Here is an 18,716-nt window from a genome sequence, read left to right on the forward strand (position 1 = left end):
CGGAACTTGGTGATTATGTGGCTGGCTAATTTCTTTGTTAGCGGAAGCATGACAATGGTTGTACCTTTTATTTCTCTATACATCCAGTCCATGGGGAATTTTTCTGAATCCTATGTGCAGACATGGTCAGGGTTAACCTTTGCTGTTACTTTCGTCAGTGCATTTATCTTTGCACCCATTTGGGGAAGAATCGGCGACCGTTTTGGAAGAAAAAAGTTAATGGTCATGTCAGCATTAGGAATTGGGATTTCCGTATTTTTAATGGGATTTGCTACGACGGTATGGCAATTATTTATTTTACGATTTTTAATGGGGATTGTAACTGGATTTATCCCGATGTCCCAGGCATTTATTGCGACGCAAACTCCAAAAGAAGTTGCAGGTAAAGTATTAGGGACCTTACAGACAGGAACAATTACCGGTTCGCTGATGGGACCTTTACTTGGTGGCGCATTAGCGGACGCATTCGGTTATTCAAGCACCTTTAAATGGGTGGCAATAACTATCTTTATTTCGGGATTTCTCGTATTCTTCGGTGTAAAAGAATTGCAAATAAAATTTTCAAAAGAAGAAGATACGAAAAGCTACACAAGCAAAGAAGTACTGCACTATATTTTTCATAAACCAATATTGTTGATTGTTCTACTGATGTCCGCGCTTGTGCAGATTGCGCACTTTAGCGTGCAGCCAATCTTATCGCTGTTTGTTGCTGAAATTCATGGACCAGCCAACCTGGCCTTCTTTGCAGGAATTGCTTTTTCTGCAACCGGGGTAGGAAACCTGTTGATGACTCGGCGCTGGGGTGCCCTTGGGGATAATCATGGTTATACAAAAGTGTTAATTGTAATGTTATTTGCTTCCGGTTTAATCTATTTACCCGGCATATTTATAACCGCTATTTGGCAGCTAGTGCTTTTGCGATTTTTACTTGGTTTATTCCTTGGTGGAATTATACCTATTCGTGTAGCCTACATTCGCAAAGAAGCTCCGCTATCTACCCAAGGAGAAGTACTTGGTTATGATACAAGTTTACGCTTCTTCGGTAATATTGTTGGTCCGATGCTTGGTGGTACCATTGCTGCAGCTTGGGGATTCTCTTCTGTCTTTTTAACAACAGGCTTACTTCTTATTCTTTGTGGTTTTATTATGCTCGTTGCCTGGTATCGTTATGAACATGAACCAAATCGATCCCATTCACATACTTTCTTCTCCAGGTAAAAACATTGATTAGTTTCTATAATTATGCTAAAAATAACAATGAAACACTAATTATTATAGAAAGAAAGTGATAGCAATGGGTATCGTCGTAGTAGAAATATGTGACGGAAATGCCATCACTCTTATAGATATTGAATCCATCTTAGAGGAAGAATTTCCTGAGGTAGCGGTTCTAATGAACGAATGCTTATCATTTTGCGGACTATGCGCAGTTCGTCCGTATGCATTGGTTAATAATAAACGTGTTTTTGGAAAGACTCCAGAAGAATGTCTGGATAAAATACGTTTACAAATTAAAGAAGAGCTTGCAGTTTACGAATAACTGCAAGCTCTTTTGATTTTTTTAGATATTATTTCCTCAGGAATTATAAACTTGCTTTAAAAATTTCTACGGAGTCTTGTTTTGTTAAAGCACGGTAGTTACCAAACGTCGTATTCGCCACCACTGTTTTCTCTGCCATTTCTTCTATGGATGAACCATCTATGTCATAGTCTGCCAATCGCGAAGGTGCTCCAAGTTCATTCCAAAATTCCCGTAAACGGTCAATTCCTTCTAAAGCAACTACCTTGTCGGACTTCCCTTGTGGATCTACACCAAAGACACGGACAGCGAGCTGTTTAAATCGATGCGCATTGCTCTCGTCTAGCACATGCCGCATCCAATGGGGGAATAAGATAGCCAGACCCCCGCCATGTGGAATATCGTGTACAGCAGATACTGCATGCTCGAGATTATGCGTTGCCCAATCGCCATGATAGCCTAGGTTTAACATATTATTCAGAGCAAGTGTCCCGCCCAGCATAGCCGTCGAGCGATATTCATAATTCTCGGGGTCTTCCAGTAATTTTGGCCCTATATCGATTAATGTTAATAAAATCCCTTCGCACCATCTATCTTGAATTGGTGTATTTTCTTCGGTATGGAAATAATGTTCTAACACATGCGACATTGTATCTACTAAGCCATAAATGGTTTGATTACGAGGAACAGAAAATGTATGCACTGGATCTAAGATAGAAAATTTGGGATACGTAAATGGGGAACCCCATCCATGTTTTTCGTTGGTCTCCCAATTTGTAATCACAGAGCCTGCATTCATTTCTGAACCCGTCGCAGCTAAAGTGAGTATCGTTCCAAATGGCAGTGCACCTGCTGGTTTTTCCTTTTTGGTAACTACATCCCACATGTCTGCCTTTGTCACGGCTCCGACTGCAATTGCTTTCGTACAATCAATCGTACTGCCGCCGCCGACAGCTAAGATAAAATCAATTTTCTGCTCCCGGCAAATGGCTACCCCTTCCCGCACAGTGGAAATGCGAGGATTAGGCTCTACGCCAGAAAGTTCAAAAACCTCCGCATTGATTTTTTTCAGTTCTTCTAATACACAGTCATAAATACCATTTCGTTTAATACTTCCTCCGCCATAGACCATAAGAACGCGGTTTCCGTATGGCTGAATCTCACTAGATAATTTTTCTAGTTGACCTTTGCCAAATATTAATTTGGTTGGATTTTGGTAAATAAAGTTTTCCATATTACCTCTCCTTACGCTTTACGATATGCCACAATATCCATTTCCACAAGAACATCCTTTGGCAAACGACTTACTTCTACACAGGCACGTGCTGGGTAGGGCTCTTGTAGTGCAGAACCATAGATCTCATTAACAGTAGCAAAATCCTCCATCGAGTTTAAGAAAATAGTAAATTTCACTGCATTAGCAAAGCTTAAATCAGCTTCTTCTAAAATAGCTTGTAAATTATCTAATACCTGCTTCGTCTGTGCTTCAATTCCTTCTACAACTTCACCTGTTGCTGGATCGATAGGAATTTGTCCAGATATATAGAGAAAGTCTCCTGCTTGGATTGCTTGGGAATATGGCCCAATTGCTGCTGGTGCATTGCTTGTTTGAATAGCTTTCATAAAATCATCCTCCATCTAATTTATTTTTGTATACATGTTGATGTCATAATCGTCAGTTAACTTTTAAGAAACTTGCATCTACGCGTCATCTAGCGAATCAGCAGTCCTTCTTGATATTTAACACGCTCATTATTAACGCATAAAAAAGATATGACGACACCCTGTATGCAGAAAATTTCATACACTGTCATCATATCAGTTTTCTGACGCTTTTTCTATCGCTTCCTTATAAGACATGACAGAAGAAACATAATAAATGTCGCCATAACATGCATCTAGCTCTTCTGCTTCTTCGCGCCGGCAAGCGTATATCGAATTCTCTTTCCCCGCGTCCTCATACATATGCTGTGAATATGCGATAGCCACATCCTCCGAATATGTTTCTTCCATTTCCTGAACATATTTAATAAAACCAGGTCCAAAATTATAGGCCTGTACTGCTAAAGATGTATCACCATCTGCTTGTTGGTATATCCAAGCAAAAAAGGATACTCCCTGTTCAATAGAACGCTCGGGATCATCAATACAGCCCGGTTCCCCGCACAGGCTTTCAGATGATTGCATCGGATCCGTTCCACGCCCTCCAGATTCCTGCATCATCATAGCCAAAATCGTATTGGTTTGATCTTCTATCCCGTGTTCCTTCGCATACTTCTCAACTAATGGTTTATATTCCCAAATCTTCTCGTTTAAATCTGGTGTATGATTTCTGTCTTCAAGCTCTTGGTTAGAATAATCAGCAATTTGCTGGACGATGAGGGAAAGTACCACGAAAACCGAAACAAAAACCATGCCAATCATCAAAAGATACTTTCCTAAATCCAGCCAAGGGTGCCGTTTCCTTCGTTTCATTTTTTTCTCTCCTTTAGTCCTTTGAGCATCCACCATACAAAAAATCCATATACGAGATGTCCCAGCAGCCAGATTATCCATGCGGCTATATTATCCACTTCTGGTGTTCGATCGGATAATATCGTCGTTGGAAAAATTACCAGAGCGATAACTCCATTGAAAAGTAAATATGGCAAAAGGTTCTGTTCTCGTTTTCTCTTTTTTAGGATGAAATACAGAATCCATACGACACAAATGGAAACAATCAAATGCAGTGAAAGCTCGACCCAATTTGGCAAATGCATTTTTCCAAGCACCGGAAAATAATCGACATTCATTAGCAATGTATGAACAGGGATATGTAGCCATAATTCGAAAATATATAAAAATCCATTGAGTATAAATCCTGACAACAAACCTACTAGCCAAATCATGGATGACTCTCCCCGTTTAAGCATCTGCAAATAACTTCGTCTCTCTCCATTTTCCAAAACGGTAATACATCATCGCAACGATACTACTTAAAATAAAACTTGCTCCTACTCCTATTGCAATACCGACTTCTCCAAATAAATAAGAGCAAAGGGCTGCTAGCGGATAACGCAGCACCCAGAAAGAAATGATATTTAAAATAAGAATCGGGTACATTGCCCCTGCTGCACGAACGACACCGTTTAGGATAAAATTAATACCTAAGAACGGATAGCACAATGCAACAATTTGCAGATAAATTGTTCCGAACCGTACTGCTGCTTCCTCTTGAATAAATAATTTTACACCGTACTCGGCAAAAATTGCGACAATAATGCCAATGAAAAACATTGTAAGGAAATTATACATAACGCCATACTTCGCTATTTTTCTTACTCTTTCCCAATTTTGCGCGCCAATGTTTTGACCTGCCATGCTGGAGACTGCAATACTCAAAGCATGTGCTGGCAACATCAATAAACTATCTAAACGCTGTGCCGCACTATATCCCGAGACAACCGCTCCCCCCTGTGTAGCCACAACACCAATAATTGCCGCTGCTCCAGCAGAAATAACAGCCATTTGCAGACTGGATGGTATACCAATATGAAGAATTAATTTTATCTCTTTTAATTTAGGCAAATGTGGTACAGTAAAAGGAGCTAAATCTCTCTTTAAAATATAAAAGAATCCAATGAAAAAGGAAACTCCTTGAGAAGCAACCGTCGCGTAGCCTGCTCCGGTAATCCCCCATTCAAATACTTCTATAAACAAAGGATCTAAAACTGCATTTAACAGCACTGCTGCTATCACAAAATAAAGTGGCGTCTTACTGTCTCCAATTGAGCGCAGCACCGTACTTATAAAGTTATAACCAAATAATAAGAGGATCCCAATGAAATTAATTCGTAAATAAGTAACTGCACCTGCTAGCATTGCTTCTGGTGTTCCCAATAATCGAAGCAGCAGCTCTGCAAAAATATATCCTAACAAGCCTAATATCACCGCAATACATATCATAAGCACGACAAAAGCATTTAAGTAACGCTTTAATCCCTCTTCATTCTGCTTCCCTTGTTGCTGAGACAAAATTGTTAATGCAGCATTATTTAGGCCAATGATAATAGAGAGCACAACAAATAAAATACTGCCCGAAATTGCTACAGAACCTAACGCATTTGCACCAAGCAAGTTTCCTACCCACAAGCTGTCTACAAATTGATACGATGTTTGAAATAAGTTCGCTAAAAGTATCGGTCCTGAGAAATAAAATAGACTTTTAGCAATACTGCCTTTTGTAAAATCAAATTTTTTCGCCATTTGGTTGCACTCCTGGTTTTCACTTATCCTCATCCTCTTATTATAAGGGGAAATCTGCAAAAAAAGAAAGAAACTCTCATTATAAACTGGACCCTATAAAATAGACACGGATAAAACACGACCTATCCATCCTACCCTTTATAGGGTTCTTTGTCGTATACATATTTTATCAAGAATGGAAAGCCAAAAATTTTACAATGCACTGTTGTGTACCAACTTTTAAGTTACATAAGTATAATATAACTACGACCAGTAAAGATGTTCAATTAATTTAAAATAAATTTTGGGTAACAGATGAGAAATTGCACAAAAAAGATTAAATCATTATAGAAATCAATTGATTCAATCTAATCACAAAATTATATAAAAAATACATCTGTAAATTCTTTTTGTATGATATAATTTATCTGTTCTTACATACTATTTTTTGGTAGAATAAATAATTGTTTTTTGAAAAGGGATATTTTCTAATTTTTATTTAGAGGTGATTTATGTTATACAGAGCTTTTAATTTTGGACTTTCTTTGACTATATCTGGTTTTGCTATGATATTTTTTGCAAGAATTATATCAGATGCAGCTCTTTTAGGTTGGGAAACAGATATAGATGATTTTTTTGGTATATTTAGCGGAAGTGCATATGTTATACCTTTTTCATTTTTAATTATTGGACTTCCTTTCGTTATTATTATTCCGTTTGTTTGGCTTAATAGATGGGCTAATAAAAAAAATAAGGATTATGATGAAAAATAAGAAAAAAATGGGATTATGTGATAATGAATTACATAGTCCCATTTTTTCTTTAATAATATTCTTTATTCTATTCCAATTTTCTTTTTTGCGGTTACTGTTTTGGATTTACGACCATCCATACTAATCCATTCTTTCAAATTTTCTTATAGTGCTTAGAGACGCTTCTTGCTTGAAATTTTCAAGATATTTTATCATCTAATTGGGGTAAACACCATATCTGTGCTCTTCTTGGAAAAAGGAAAACTCTAAGGCTTTCAAACTTGATAAATAATATCTATTTTTTCACATTGGTTGCACTCCTGATTTTCGCTTATCCACGCCCTCTTTAACTGGCCTGTGCTTTCCTTTTTCGTGTTGTTTTATCCCTGGACATAAACTGGATAACTAACTGTACAGCGAATAACACAAAGCCAATGATGTCCGAATATCCTTCTGGATAAATAAGCAATAGCCCTGTAACGATAGCCAAAATGCGTTCAAACCATTTGATGTTGCGATACCAGTACCCAATCATTCCAGCTCCAATTGCAATCATTCCCAGAACCGCTGTAAATAATGCAAATATAATCTCAAAGATTGTGGAATCAATCATTAAAAGTGTCGGGTTCAATACGAACATGTACGGAATAATAAATGCTGCAATCGCTAATCTTGCTGCATTTGCTCCTGTACGTATTGGTTCTCCTCCTGAAATCCCACTCGCTGCAAAGGCAGCTAGGGCAACTGGTGGAGTAATATCTGCAACAATTCCAAAGTAGAATACAAACATATGTGCAGCCAACACGGGAATTGCAACTTCTAACTGATTATTTAATGCCAAAATAGCTGGCAATGCGATGGTTGAGGTAATAATATAGTTTGCCGTAGTAGGTGACCCCATCCCAAGAATGATTGATGTAATCATGGTAAATACTAAGGTTAGCATTAATTGAATTTCCGGTGTTGTGGCGATTGTACTAGCAATAGATACTAAACTGTTTCCAAGCTTTAGCCCCAGACCTGTTTTTGTAACTACGCCGACAATAATCCCCGCACAAGCCGTGGCCGCCGCTACACCTAGTGCGGTTCGAGCTCCTTGTTCTAATGCAACCAAAAATTTGGCCGGTGTGATTCTCGTATCCTTTCGGAAAAGGCTCACAATAATAGTAGCTAGAATACCATAAATAGCAGCTCTTTCTACACTCATTCCGATAAACAGAAAATAAACAATTGCTACTATTGGGAGCAGCAGGTGGATTTTTTTCGCCACAGATCGTTTACTTGGGATATCTTCATCCGGCAATCCCGTTAATCCTGTTCTCTTCGCTTCAAAATGTGTCATAATCCAAATGCCTGCAAAGTATAAAACTGCTGGAATAACTGCTGCTTTAGCGATATTCCAATAGCTTTCTCCTGCAAATTCTATCATTAAAAAGGCCGCAGCTCCCATAATTGGCGGCATGATTTGCCCCCCTGTAGAGGAAGCCGCTTCTACTGCACCGGCAAAGTTCTTTCGGTAACCGAGCTTTTTCATCATTGGAATCGTATACGACCCAGTTGTCACTGTATTTGCAACGGAACTTCCAGAAATGGTACCATTTAAAGCGCTTGAAAATATCGCTACTTTCGCAGGACCACCTACTCTTTTTCCAGCGATAGATATCGCTAAATCATTAAAATAATTTCCTACACCTGTTTGTACTAAAAAAGCTCCAAATAAGAGGAATAAGAAGATATATGTAGATGATACCTGCAACGGTGTACCTAGAATTCCCTCTGTCGTAAAAAACATCGATTGGATAAGCTGTTCCAGTGACAAACCACGGTGTGCAAACATTCCCGGTATATGCGGTCCAAGCAGCGCATAGCCAAGAAATATCACTGCAATAATTGTAATCGGAAGACCTACTGCGCGCCTGGCTGCTTCTAACACAAGCAAGATTGCCAGTCCTCCCACCACCATTTGCGCTAAAGAAATCCCGCCAAACTGCTGTACTAGTGTGTCATAAAATACAGGCCAATATCCACAAACAAGAATAGATAACAGCATTAAAATATAATCATACCAAGGGATTTTATTCTTCTTCATACCGCGGGCAGCCGGGAATAATAAAAAAATAAGTGAAAGTGCAAACCCTAAATGGATTGTCCGTTGAATATAAGCAGTTAATTGACCGAATATCCCGGTATATAATTGAAAAACAGAAAATGCAATCAAAACTAAAAAGATAACATGAGCCAGCTTCCCCGTTAAGTTTCGTGTTTTTGATTCTGCATCATATTTTTCTAATAGTTCCTGCTGTTCTTTTTCTGAGAGTTGATCACTATTTTTTTCACTCACTGATTCTCTCTCCTTTCCAATAATCAAGTAATGTTATGTTTTCTACGCTCACTTTATACCAGTCTCCAGGTACAAAATAATCGTTAAAAGGAACTTCACAACACTCCTTGACAGTTGTAGTATCATGCCAGGCTAAACGATGATTCGAAACAACTTCCCCATTACGAATATTTAATGATTCAAATTGATGTTTCATATTCCTAATATGATATTTCCCATCGTCATAGATAAATTCTTCACCCTCACCCGCATTACTTGGCATGCCTATGCCAAATTCTTCATAAACAATCTCGTATTGCTCAATCTTTAAATCTTCCGTCACCCTATACTTCTCTACCACGTCTGTTAAGTGAATAGAATGAGTGAAAGTAATTGAAAAATAATCATTTTCATTTAGAGGTAAAAAAGCCGTCAATTTTCCAGATTCACCATCATTGAAAACCAATGCTGTCTGAATCGGATAATTCACGCTAATACCGATCACCCCTCCAACCAGGACTAGTACAATAAGAAACTTTATCCCCTTGGTCTGCATTCTTCCATCACCTATTTACATCATTCAAGCAATTTTACATTTCGTTAGAAAAAAGCCGGCAGCCTATCCCTACTTTTTTGGGTGGAGCCGGCTTATAAAATTTAATTAACTATTCAATACCCTCTTCATCAAAATACTTCTGTGCACCTGGATGTACTTCGATCCCAATACCATCTAACGCAGACTCTAATTTAATAAAGGATGCTTTATCATGTGCCATTCCTTCTGCATTTTCATAGATTGATTTCGTAATATCATAGACAAGGTCCTCAGATAATTCATCTGTAACCGCTAACATAGCTAGAACTGCAACAGTATTTACGTCTTCTGACAATCCATAAGTACCTTCTTTAATCGTGTCCGGAGCATAATAAGGATATGCTTCAACCAGCTCGTCTATTTTAGCTTGCTCGATTGGGACAATAGCTACATCTACAGTAGCAGATAGACCTTCTACCGCACCCGTTGGTGTTCCAGCAGTAATAAATGCCGCATCGATGTTACCATCTTGGATACCGCCAGTAGATTCACCAAAATCCAGATTCTGTGCATCGATATCATCCATCGTCATGCCATGCACTTCTAAAATCTGTTCCGCGTTGATATACGTTCCTGAACCAGGAGCGCCGACAGAAACTGTTTTCCCTTCCAAATCCTCTACAGACTCAATGCCAGAATCTTTTGTAGTTACAATTTGGATTGTCTCAGGATATAAAGAACCTAATGCCAGAACATGTTCTACAGGCTCATCAAAGGCATTAATTCCTTCTACAGCGTGCGCTACAACATCAGTTTGTACAAAAGCAATGTCTACGTCCCCATTTTCAATCGACATCACGTTCTCTGCGGAAGCGTTGGAAGAAATTGCATCCGCGGACACATCGGTATTATCTGATATAATCGATGCCATCTCTCCTCCAAGCGGATAGTACGTTCCACTTGTTCCACCGGTAGCAATTTGGATCATCTCCGGATCAGATCCACTGTCCCCAGCATCTCCGCCTCCATTATCTTTATCCTCTCCGCCACTGCTGCTATCGTTCCCTCCACAAGCTGCTAATAACAACAATAATGCAAAGATAAGTGCTAATGGGCTTAACCATTTCTTTTTCACAAAAATTCCCCCTTTTTGCCTAAAAGTATATTTCTAATCCTAGTTTACAATATTAGTAACACAAACGTCAAATTATTCTCAATATGGCAATCGGTTACATTTTTAATTTAGGGAATTTTTAAACCTCTTTTAGTAACCACTTAATGAAAAAAATCGAATTTTATTCGTACGTCTAAAAAGATATGATGGCCACATAAGAAAAATACGCTATTTTCTCTCTTTATGACAATACTTTAAAGAATCGCCCTTGACTATTTTTGAATATTCCATACAATTATCATAACTAACTTCGAGTGGGGTGATCAACTGTTGTCTTTAAACCAATTGAAACATGCTATTTATTCCATGAAGCCATTGCCGCCAATAACGATTTGTTATCTTATAAAATCTGACGATAAGTATATTGCTTTTAACGCGAATAAACCGCTTCGTTCCGCAAGTATCATCAAACTGTTTATCCTCGCAGCTGCCTATTACGAAGAGGAACAAGGGGGTATTGATTTGTCCAAGCAGGTCAATATACCTCGCTCTCATATGGTCGGCGGTGCAGGAGTTATCTCCTATCTATCAAACAATCATACTTATACGTATCAGCAGCTGATTGAATTAATGATTATCGTTTCAGATAATACAGCAACCAATGAACTTATTGATTTCCTCGGTTTGGATAAAATTCAAGCATTTATCCAAAAGATTCATTGTACAAATACCAAATTAGAGCGAAAACTAATGGATGCAAAGGCACAGAAGCTAAGTTTGGAAAACATAACAACTTGCAGTGATGTCATGCTTTTGCTCGATTTATTTACTGAACCAAATGATTTTCTGCCTGAAGACCGACAACAGCACATCTTAACCATCCTAGAAAATCAACAGTTTAACAGTAAACTGACGGCCTTTTCCTCCCATGATTCAGATGTGAGGACATTTCATAAAACAGGAGAATTAACTGGCGCGGAGCATGATGCTGCTATATTTAAAACAGAGAGTCAGCTCCTAAAAGCGGTCATGCTTACGGAAGGTTGGGCAAATAATGGCGCCGGCCAACAATTTCATCAAGCAATAGGAGCTCAGATCTATCGTTATTTAAAACAATGAAGCGACCAAGAAATTTAATCACCGCAAATCAATAAGTGTTGATCAAACAAAAAGACGGCTCAGACCGTCTTTTTGTTTGGAACCTGAAACCCTGCACCTTATTCAAAAGGCAGAGAACTTCCCGTGCTATATTTATCTAGAACTTCCGCTATTAAGACAAGTTTAAAAGCTCCTTAATATCCGCTTCACTTAATGAAGAAAGCATTGTCTCTCCTGGCTGGATGACTTGATCAATTAATTCTCTCTTCTTCTGCTGCAGTTCATATATTTTTTCTTCAATCGTTCCTTCTGTGACAAGACGAATAACCTGCACAACATTTTTCTGGCCAAATCGGTGGGCTCTGCCGGTTGCTTGATCTTCAACAGCTGGATTCCACCATAAATCATATAGAATAACCGTATCCGCACCAGTTAAATTCAAACCGGTACCTCCCGCTTTTAGAGAAATAAGGAAGATATCATTTTCTCCATTGTTAAATCGTTCACTCATTTCCACACGATTTTTTGATGGTGTTTCTCCATGCAGGTAAAAGTACCCGTAATTCGCTGCTTCCAACCGGTCCCGAATAATCTCTAACATGCTTGTGAATTGAGAAAAAATAAGCAGTCTCTTGCCGTTATTTATTGCAGATTCCACGGTTTCCATCAGCTGTTCTAATTTACCGGATTGCCCCTCATAATTTTCGACAAATGTAGAAGGATGACAGCAAATCTGACGCAGCCTTGTTAATCCTGCCAAGATTTTCATTCGATTCTGCTGGAAAGCATCCTCTTGCATAGATACAGCTGCTTCTTGCTGTAATTTTCTCAGATAGCCAACATATAGGTCTTTCTGTTCACTTGTTAACTCAGAAATATGAACAGATTCAATTTTATCCGGCAGCTCTTTTAATACATCGCGTTTCAAGCGTCGTAAAATAAAAGGCTTTGTAATCGAGGACACTTTTTTCGAATCAAGCTGTTTAAACGTCTTCTGATCTGGCATTAAGCCGGGTAAGACAACTTGGAAAATGGACCATAATTCATCAATGGAATTTTCAATTGGAGTCCCGCTCAATGCAAATCTTCTCGTTGCCCGAATCGTACGAATGGCTTTCGATGTTTTTGTTTGATAGTTCTTAATATACTGCGCTTCATCTAATAATAATGTTTGGAATGTTATATCCTGATAATATTCAATATCCTGACGAAGGGTAGCATAAGAAGTAATCCACACATCTTTATCCATTGATTTCTCCATATACGCATGTCTTTCCGCTGGCTGCCCAGTCAAAATAGCAGAGGTTAAATGAGGCGCAAATTTCTCGAGCTCATTTTTCCAGTTATACACCACCGAGGACGGAACCACAATAAGATGAGGGCCAACAGGATCTGCCTCCGACTCAGATGTGATGTACGCTATACTTTGCAATGTTTTTCCTAAGCCCATATCATCAGCTAAGATTCCGCCAAGCTGATACTGGCTTAATGATTTGAACCATTGATAACCAACCTTCTGATACGTTCGCAATGACGCTTGCAGCGTATCAGGAAGTTCATAAACTTGTTCTTCCGGTGATTTCAAATGGCTTAATAGTTCTCTGAAATGAGAGTCATATTGTTTTTTCGTATCAAGCAATTCATCTAACTGAGCACCACGGTATACCGGCACGTGTAATTGCCCATCCTGCACCGCATCTTTATCCATTCCCAAACCGTCAAAGAAGTTTTGAATAGAAGAAAACTCATCCGTATCCAAATTCAACATTTGTCCGGAATCCAAACGGAAATACCGTTTCTTTTCAATCACTGCTTGGAGAACACGATTAATTTCATTATCATCGACGCCTTCAATGGAAAAACCAATTTCTAATAGATTATTTTGGCTCTCCATGCGGACATTCGTACTTGGCTGTGGATCATAGTCAAAAAATAACCTCTTAAATTCGCTTGATAAAAATAACTCCACAGCTTTATCCAAGGACGGTAAAATTTTATATAAGAAATAATATAAATCTTCTTCGTCGACAGTCATATAAAGCTCTTTGCCATTGTATCTAAAGTTTGCTTCTTCAATATGCTGCATAATAAGACGTTCTTTATCTACGTCACGGATCAGCATCACATCCAAATCTTTTCTCCCTTGGAATGGATCAATGACATGGGAGCCATAATGATATTCAAGACGGCCAACAATCATGTCTTCCTTCAGTTCCAAATAGCATCTTGCCTTTAATGGTTCTTTAATGACTTCATCTTCAATTCGTTCATCCAGCTGAATCTCTCCAACTGTCTCAAGTGCCGGCATAACTTCTGAAAGAAAAGTATCTGTCTGTTCAATTGGAACATCAAAGTAAATATTCTCTAAGCGAAACATTTCCAACTCATTCAAAACAGGAATCTGTTCTCTTGTCGGGAAATAGAATACACCATCTAAAAAAAGCAATTCATAGTTTTGGAAAAATGTCATTGCATTACCTTGCTGAAGAGAAAGTGAAATATGCTGATCACTTTTCATCACTTCAAATTGAAAAGGAAGCTCTCCATCTATAATTTGCACGTCTTCATATTCTTCTCCCCGGTCTGTTTTGACATGGAAGTTCCGTTCCAATAATTTATATAATAAGTTTTTAGCAAGTATTGGCGGAATAAGAAGGTATCTATCACCGCTCTTTTTTCCCGGATAATTATACTCATCGTAAAGCTCTGCACTTTTACTTACTTGGTATAATAGCTCAAAAATCACCTGATCCGCTTTATCTACAACATGCTTATCTGCTTGAAACGTAAATTTCTTGGAGAAATAATAATCCCTTTTTCCAAAATAGTCTTCCAAAAATTCCTTTATATTCTTGACAACATAACGATGCTTTTCCCCAATTTTCATTTCCAGTTGCAAGTGCTTCATGTAAGACCAGCTAAGGATATACTCTACCATTACCGGCTGTTGATATGAAGTGTTATCCGTTACACTTCTCGTGCCTCGAATAGCCTCCATAAAACGATTCAAACGATAATGATTTATTTGCGGACGTACGCCATTCTTTTCATAGCTTTGAATGGCTAACAAGGTTGCTACAGCATGTTTACAATAACCAAATGTCTCAAATGCAGGACAGTCACAGTACATATCAATAGAACCTTGCTGCAAATCTTTTGTATTAATTTTAACCGTGTAATTCTCTGTTCCTTGTACAGTTGCTGACCATAACAATTGATTATAATCATACATAAGGTTATGGACTTTATTATTTTTAAAATAGTTTAGCCCGCGGCGATAAAAACTATCGGGGAATGCATTTTTTATATTTATATCTTTTATTTGTTTCAAAGCTGTTAACCCACCTTTACATTATCAGATGATTTTCCAAGAGCTGTAAATACATAAATTAACATCGAAACAACGATAGATACCGCTGCTGTTAAATAGATAGATGTATAGTTAAGCACTGCTGCTATTTGCCCGAACAAAATCGCACCGACCCCGACTCCTAAATCAAAGCAAGAAAAGAATGTGGCGTTGGCCATTCCTTTTCGATCAGCAGGAGCCCGGTTGACTGCCCAGGCTTGGAGAGCTGGTTGGACAGCCCCAAATCCTAGTCCAAATAAAGCTGCCGCCGTTAATAAAACCACCATATTCGGTAACCACGCTAAAAGCAGCATAGATATTAACACTAGAGCAGCTGCCGGCAAGAAAATTACTTTATGACCTTTTCTATCATACAATCTACCCGAAAACAACCGGGAAACCATGATAAATACAGCAAAAATAAAGAAATAAAGTTGAATACCATCTACGCCTCTTTCCATTGCATGCAATGGCAGAAATGTAGCTATTCCACCGAAAGCAAAGGTAATAAAAAACAGCAAAATCGATGGCTGTAATGCGCTTTTTTCTAAAACATCAAAACGTGCTACCTTTGTTTGATGCGCTGGATCTACTTTTTTATAGCGTATCCGCATCGCAAAAATTAATGCCAACACACCGCCTAACGCACATAATAAAAAAAGCTGTTGGTAAGAAATAAGTACAGCTAAGGTCAGCCCTAAGCTCGGGCCAAAGGATAGGGCAATGTTTCCTGATAAGCCAAAATAGCCCATCCCCTCTCCCCTCTTTTTCGGCGGAATCAAGTCGGTTGCTATTGTTCCTCCTGCTGTTGTTGAGAATCCCCAACCAACACCCTGAATAATTCGTATAATAAATAAAAATAAAATACTCGCTGTGAATGCAAAGGCACCCACAGAAACAACAAAGATAACTAATCCAATTAAGTAAACAAATCCTCTTCCCTTACTTTCTAAAGCATGACCAGCATAAGGCCGTATTAACAAAGCGGAAAAAGTAAAAATCCCTACAATAATTCCTACCATTTGATCACTGCCACCGAGGTCTTTCACAAATAGCGGTATCGTAGGAATTGTCATTTGAAAACCGAGGAAAATAAAAAAGTTCGCAATCCAAATGTAAAGAAAATCCCGTGAAAAAATTTTATCATCTTGGGGAGTTGTTTGCGCTTGTGTTAACATCGTAAACATCCTTCTTTCATTCTCTCGTTACTAAGCCATTATACAGGAGTTTGTTGCAAATAACAGCAAAAGAAATTGCCCTGATTCTTTAAGAGAAGGCAAGAGGTTATTTATGGAAGTACATGGATACATCCTCCTTTTCTATTACTTGGTACGCTAAAATTTATATTCCACAAAGGGGACGATTTCAAGAAGGTGATAAATCTCTCGTTAAGTAAGTCTAGATACTTCTGCTTTCTTTCCTAACTTGTAAAGTTGACGATAACACTTATCATTGCCCAGGAAATAATGGATTAGCTACATCGTTTCTATATGCAGCTATCCTTTTTATGTTTACGGCGGAATATGCATACCCGAATGGACATATACATATCCTTTAGCATAATGCTTTTTTGATAATCCAAGTAAAGAAAACAACTGCAGTCCTAAATTTAGCTAGGTAAACATACACTTTAGGTAGACTATAAATTCATAAGGAAAATGCCAGTCCGCTAGAAAAATTCTCTTAGTTCCTCTATACGATTTCTACCATTATTGAAGGAGGATGTTTATGAGCATCATTGTTTTTCATGGGTCGACACGAAAAAATAGTAACACGGAGATACTAACCTATCAGGCAGTGCCTAAGAATCAAGGTACCCATGTGTATTTACGTGACTATACAATCCGTCCAATTATAGACCAGAGACATGATATACATGGATTCACCCCTGTTGATGACCATCATACAGAACTGATAGATCAGCTTTTACAGCATGATACGATTGTTTTTGCTACACCTATATATTGGTACAGCATGTCTGGGCTAATGAAATTATTTATTGATCGGTGGTCCCAAATATTAAGAGATCCAGACTATCCTGGATTCAGGGAGAAGTTAGCCAATAAGAAGGTTTATGCCATTATCGTAGGGGGCGATAATCCTTTTATTAAAGGTTTACCGCTTATTCAGCAGTTTCAATATATATGTGATTTCTATCGCATGCATTTCGCTGGTTATATTATCGGAAAAGCAAGTAAACCAGGTGAAATATTAAATGATTTAAAAGCATTAAAATCAGCTTCTTCTTTAATTAATGATACAGCTGATAAAAATTTTTAGATTGTTTTTATTTTCCAGGTCAATATTTGGTCCTAAAGAAAAATAGTAAGTTAGACTTATTGAATTATTTTTATCTTTTCATGTTTAAACTCTTCTATGATTAGGCTATTCTATTAGTACCCAATCATGCAATCAGTCGCAATCATCTAGAGGAGGATTTAATGAAAAAGAAAATGAGAAAGTTATTTCTACTAGCAGCACTATTATTAATTACTACTTTTTCCCTACCAACGTTAAGTTTAGCAAATAGCACAGATAGTTATGAGGTCAACTCTCCTGTCTTAAATGTTCGGAGCGAGCCTTCTAATAATGCTCCTGTTGTCGGTCAATTTTCAAAAGGAGACCAAGTAAATATTTTTAATGAACAACATGGTTGGGTGCAAACCTATTATGGCGGCGAACCTGTATGGATTGCAAAACATCATCTTGTTGCAATCAACAATTCGGTTCAAGAATCAGCACCAGCAACAGAAACCACTGTAGACAGCTCTGAGGCAGTTACAGTTTCTGCAGAAAGCATTTATGTTCGTTCTGGTCCTAGTACATCCGATAAAATTATTGCTTATGCATATCAGGGAGATTCCTTTGATATTCTCTCTACATCCGGAGACTGGATTCAAGTTTCCTTAGCACAAGGAGGAACAGGATGGATTGCATCTTGGTTGACAACAAACGGTAATGGAAGTACAGAAGAGGAAACAAGTACCAATCCTGCTCCAAGCGTGGAAGCAGCACAAACAAAATCTAACAGTTCTGGATCACTTTCCGGATATACAATTGTGATTGACCCCGGCCACGGCGGCAAAGATCCAGGGGCGATTGGATTAAATAACGTCCAAGAAAAAGACATTGTAACCTCTACAGCTAATTATGTCGTTCAACAACTAGAAGAAGCCGGAGCAAATGTAATCACTACAAGAAGTGGCGATTATTTTGTTTCATTGGATGAAAGAGCAAGAATCAGTAATAGCTATAATACAGATGCTTTTATTAGTTTGCATTATGATACGTTCACTGCGATGCCCGTGAGCGGTGTCACGACTTATTATAACTCGAATTCAGATATATCATTGGCTAAATCCCTTGATACCACATTAAATTCTACCGTTTCCTTACCTTCCAGAGGTACAGACCAGGCAGGATTTAAGGTACTCAGGAAAACAAATGCTCCATCTGTGCTCATTGAACTGGGTTTCATTTCGAATCCACATGATTTAACTATTGTGCAAACAGCAGACTATCAATCTAGCGTAGCCCGCGGAATTACAAATGGACTTATCAACCATTTAAGTAATTAATCTATAGGCAAAAACGGCTTTGGAAAATAATCCGAAGCCGTTTTTTTGCCTCTGTTTGTGGTTGGTTGGCTTATTTGGGGGCGGGTTGGGAATTGGTTGGAGTCAAGTCCTTATTTATGTGTAAAATTGATTATATGTTTTCAACTCACATTAGGTATTGATTGAATTTTATTTGTTAGGAAGGGGTACCCCTTCCTAACAAATAAAATTTTCGCGTGGCGCGGTGT

The 18,716-nt window shown here is 38.3% G+C and carries 16 protein-coding genes; 6 read left to right on the plus strand and 10 right to left on the minus strand.

Annotation, left to right across the window (positions count from 1 at the left end; genetic code table 11):
* The first annotated feature begins 15 nt into the window (after nucleotides 1-15).
* Nucleotides 16-1,218, plus strand: a complete 1,203-nt coding sequence (locus KI343_RS14770; RefSeq protein WP_212927204.1) for an MFS transporter — start codon at nucleotides 16-18, stop codon at nucleotides 1,216-1,218.
* Between the two features lie 76 nt (nucleotides 1,219-1,294).
* The gene (locus tag KI343_RS14775; RefSeq protein ID WP_212927188.1) at nucleotides 1,295-1,540 is read left to right on the plus strand and encodes a YuzB family protein; all 246 of its coding nucleotides are present in this window, start codon (nucleotides 1,295-1,297) and stop codon (nucleotides 1,538-1,540) included.
* Nucleotides 1,541-1,583: 43 nt separating this feature from the next.
* Here KI343_RS14775 and KI343_RS14780 read toward each other — a convergent pair whose 3' ends face one another.
* The 5 genes from KI343_RS14780 to KI343_RS14800 form a co-directional block, all read right to left on the minus strand.
* Nucleotides 1,584-2,753 (minus strand): iron-containing alcohol dehydrogenase, encoded by a 1,170-nt coding sequence (locus KI343_RS14780; RefSeq protein WP_212927189.1) that lies wholly within the window; start codon nucleotides 2,751-2,753, stop codon nucleotides 1,584-1,586.
* Between the two features lie 11 nt (nucleotides 2,754-2,764).
* The gene (locus KI343_RS14785; RefSeq protein WP_212927190.1) at nucleotides 2,765-3,142 is read right to left on the minus strand and encodes a RidA family protein; all 378 of its coding nucleotides are present in this window, start codon (nucleotides 3,140-3,142) and stop codon (nucleotides 2,765-2,767) included.
* Between the two features lie 195 nt (nucleotides 3,143-3,337).
* Nucleotides 3,338-3,994: a lysozyme family protein gene (locus tag KI343_RS14790; protein ID WP_212927191.1), complete on the minus strand. Its 657-nt coding sequence runs from the start codon at nucleotides 3,992-3,994 to the stop codon at nucleotides 3,338-3,340.
* Nucleotides 3,991-4,407, minus strand: a complete 417-nt coding sequence (locus KI343_RS14795; RefSeq protein WP_212927192.1) for a hypothetical protein — start codon at nucleotides 4,405-4,407, stop codon at nucleotides 3,991-3,993. Before KI343_RS14795 ends, KI343_RS14790 begins: the two co-directional genes overlap by 4 nt.
* Before the next feature lie 16 nt (nucleotides 4,408-4,423).
* Nucleotides 4,424-5,764, minus strand: a complete 1,341-nt coding sequence (locus tag KI343_RS14800; protein ID WP_212927193.1) for an MATE family efflux transporter — start codon at nucleotides 5,762-5,764, stop codon at nucleotides 4,424-4,426.
* 491 nt (nucleotides 5,765-6,255) lie between these two features.
* Between KI343_RS14800 and KI343_RS14805 the strand changes: the two genes are divergently transcribed.
* Entirely contained in the window at nucleotides 6,256-6,516 is a 261-nt protein-coding gene (locus tag KI343_RS14805) for a hypothetical protein (protein ID WP_212927194.1), read from the plus strand.
* A 325-nt stretch (nucleotides 6,517-6,841) separates the two neighbouring features.
* Here the strand turns inward: KI343_RS14805 and KI343_RS14810 are convergent, their stop codons facing one another.
* From KI343_RS14810 to KI343_RS14820, 3 genes are all read right to left on the minus strand, one after another.
* Nucleotides 6,842-8,836 carry a TRAP transporter permease gene (locus KI343_RS14810; RefSeq protein WP_212927195.1) on the minus strand — a complete coding sequence of 665 codons (1,995 nt, stop codon included), beginning with the start codon at nucleotides 8,834-8,836 and terminating at the stop codon, nucleotides 6,842-6,844.
* Nucleotides 8,829-9,371 (minus strand): DUF1850 domain-containing protein, encoded by a 543-nt coding sequence (locus KI343_RS14815; protein ID WP_212927196.1) that lies wholly within the window; start codon nucleotides 9,369-9,371, stop codon nucleotides 8,829-8,831. The genes KI343_RS14810 and KI343_RS14815 overlap by 8 nt, the downstream gene beginning before the upstream one ends.
* A 109-nt stretch (nucleotides 9,372-9,480) precedes the next feature.
* Nucleotides 9,481-10,485 (minus strand): TAXI family TRAP transporter solute-binding subunit, encoded by a 1,005-nt coding sequence (locus KI343_RS14820; RefSeq protein ID WP_212927197.1) that lies wholly within the window; start codon nucleotides 10,483-10,485, stop codon nucleotides 9,481-9,483.
* Nucleotides 10,486-10,794: 309 nt separating this feature from the next.
* On the opposite strand from KI343_RS14820, the gene KI343_RS14825 reads away from it, so the two are divergent.
* The gene (locus KI343_RS14825; RefSeq protein ID WP_212927198.1) at nucleotides 10,795-11,583 is read left to right on the plus strand and encodes a serine hydrolase; all 789 of its coding nucleotides are present in this window, start codon (nucleotides 10,795-10,797) and stop codon (nucleotides 11,581-11,583) included.
* Nucleotides 11,584-11,734: 151 nt separating this feature from the next.
* Here KI343_RS14825 and KI343_RS14830 read toward each other — a convergent pair whose 3' ends face one another.
* Both KI343_RS14830 and KI343_RS14835 read right to left on the minus strand, forming a co-directional pair.
* Nucleotides 11,735-14,893: a DEAD/DEAH box helicase gene (locus tag KI343_RS14830; RefSeq protein ID WP_212927199.1), complete on the minus strand. Its 3,159-nt coding sequence runs from the start codon at nucleotides 14,891-14,893 to the stop codon at nucleotides 11,735-11,737.
* Nucleotides 14,894-14,898: 5 nt separating this feature from the next.
* Nucleotides 14,899-16,089 carry an MFS transporter gene (locus tag KI343_RS14835; RefSeq protein ID WP_244856978.1) on the minus strand — a complete coding sequence of 397 codons (1,191 nt, stop codon included), beginning with the start codon at nucleotides 16,087-16,089 and terminating at the stop codon, nucleotides 14,899-14,901.
* Between the two features lie 550 nt (nucleotides 16,090-16,639).
* Here KI343_RS14835 and KI343_RS14840 point away from each other — a divergent pair.
* A complete protein-coding gene (locus KI343_RS14840) occupies nucleotides 16,640-17,191 on the plus strand; it encodes a flavodoxin family protein (RefSeq protein ID WP_212927201.1) in 552 nt (183 codons plus the stop codon).
* A gap of 161 nt (nucleotides 17,192-17,352) precedes the next feature.
* Nucleotides 17,353-18,489 carry an N-acetylmuramoyl-L-alanine amidase family protein gene (locus KI343_RS14845; RefSeq protein WP_212927202.1) on the plus strand — a complete coding sequence of 379 codons (1,137 nt, stop codon included), beginning with the start codon at nucleotides 17,353-17,355 and terminating at the stop codon, nucleotides 18,487-18,489.
* The last annotated feature ends 227 nt before the right edge of the window (nucleotides 18,490-18,716 follow it).

Origin of the sequence: Oceanobacillus sp. J11TS1 (genome assembly GCF_018333215.1) — a bacterium.
Lineage (GTDB): Bacteria > Bacillota > Bacilli > Bacillales > Amphibacillaceae > Oceanobacillus.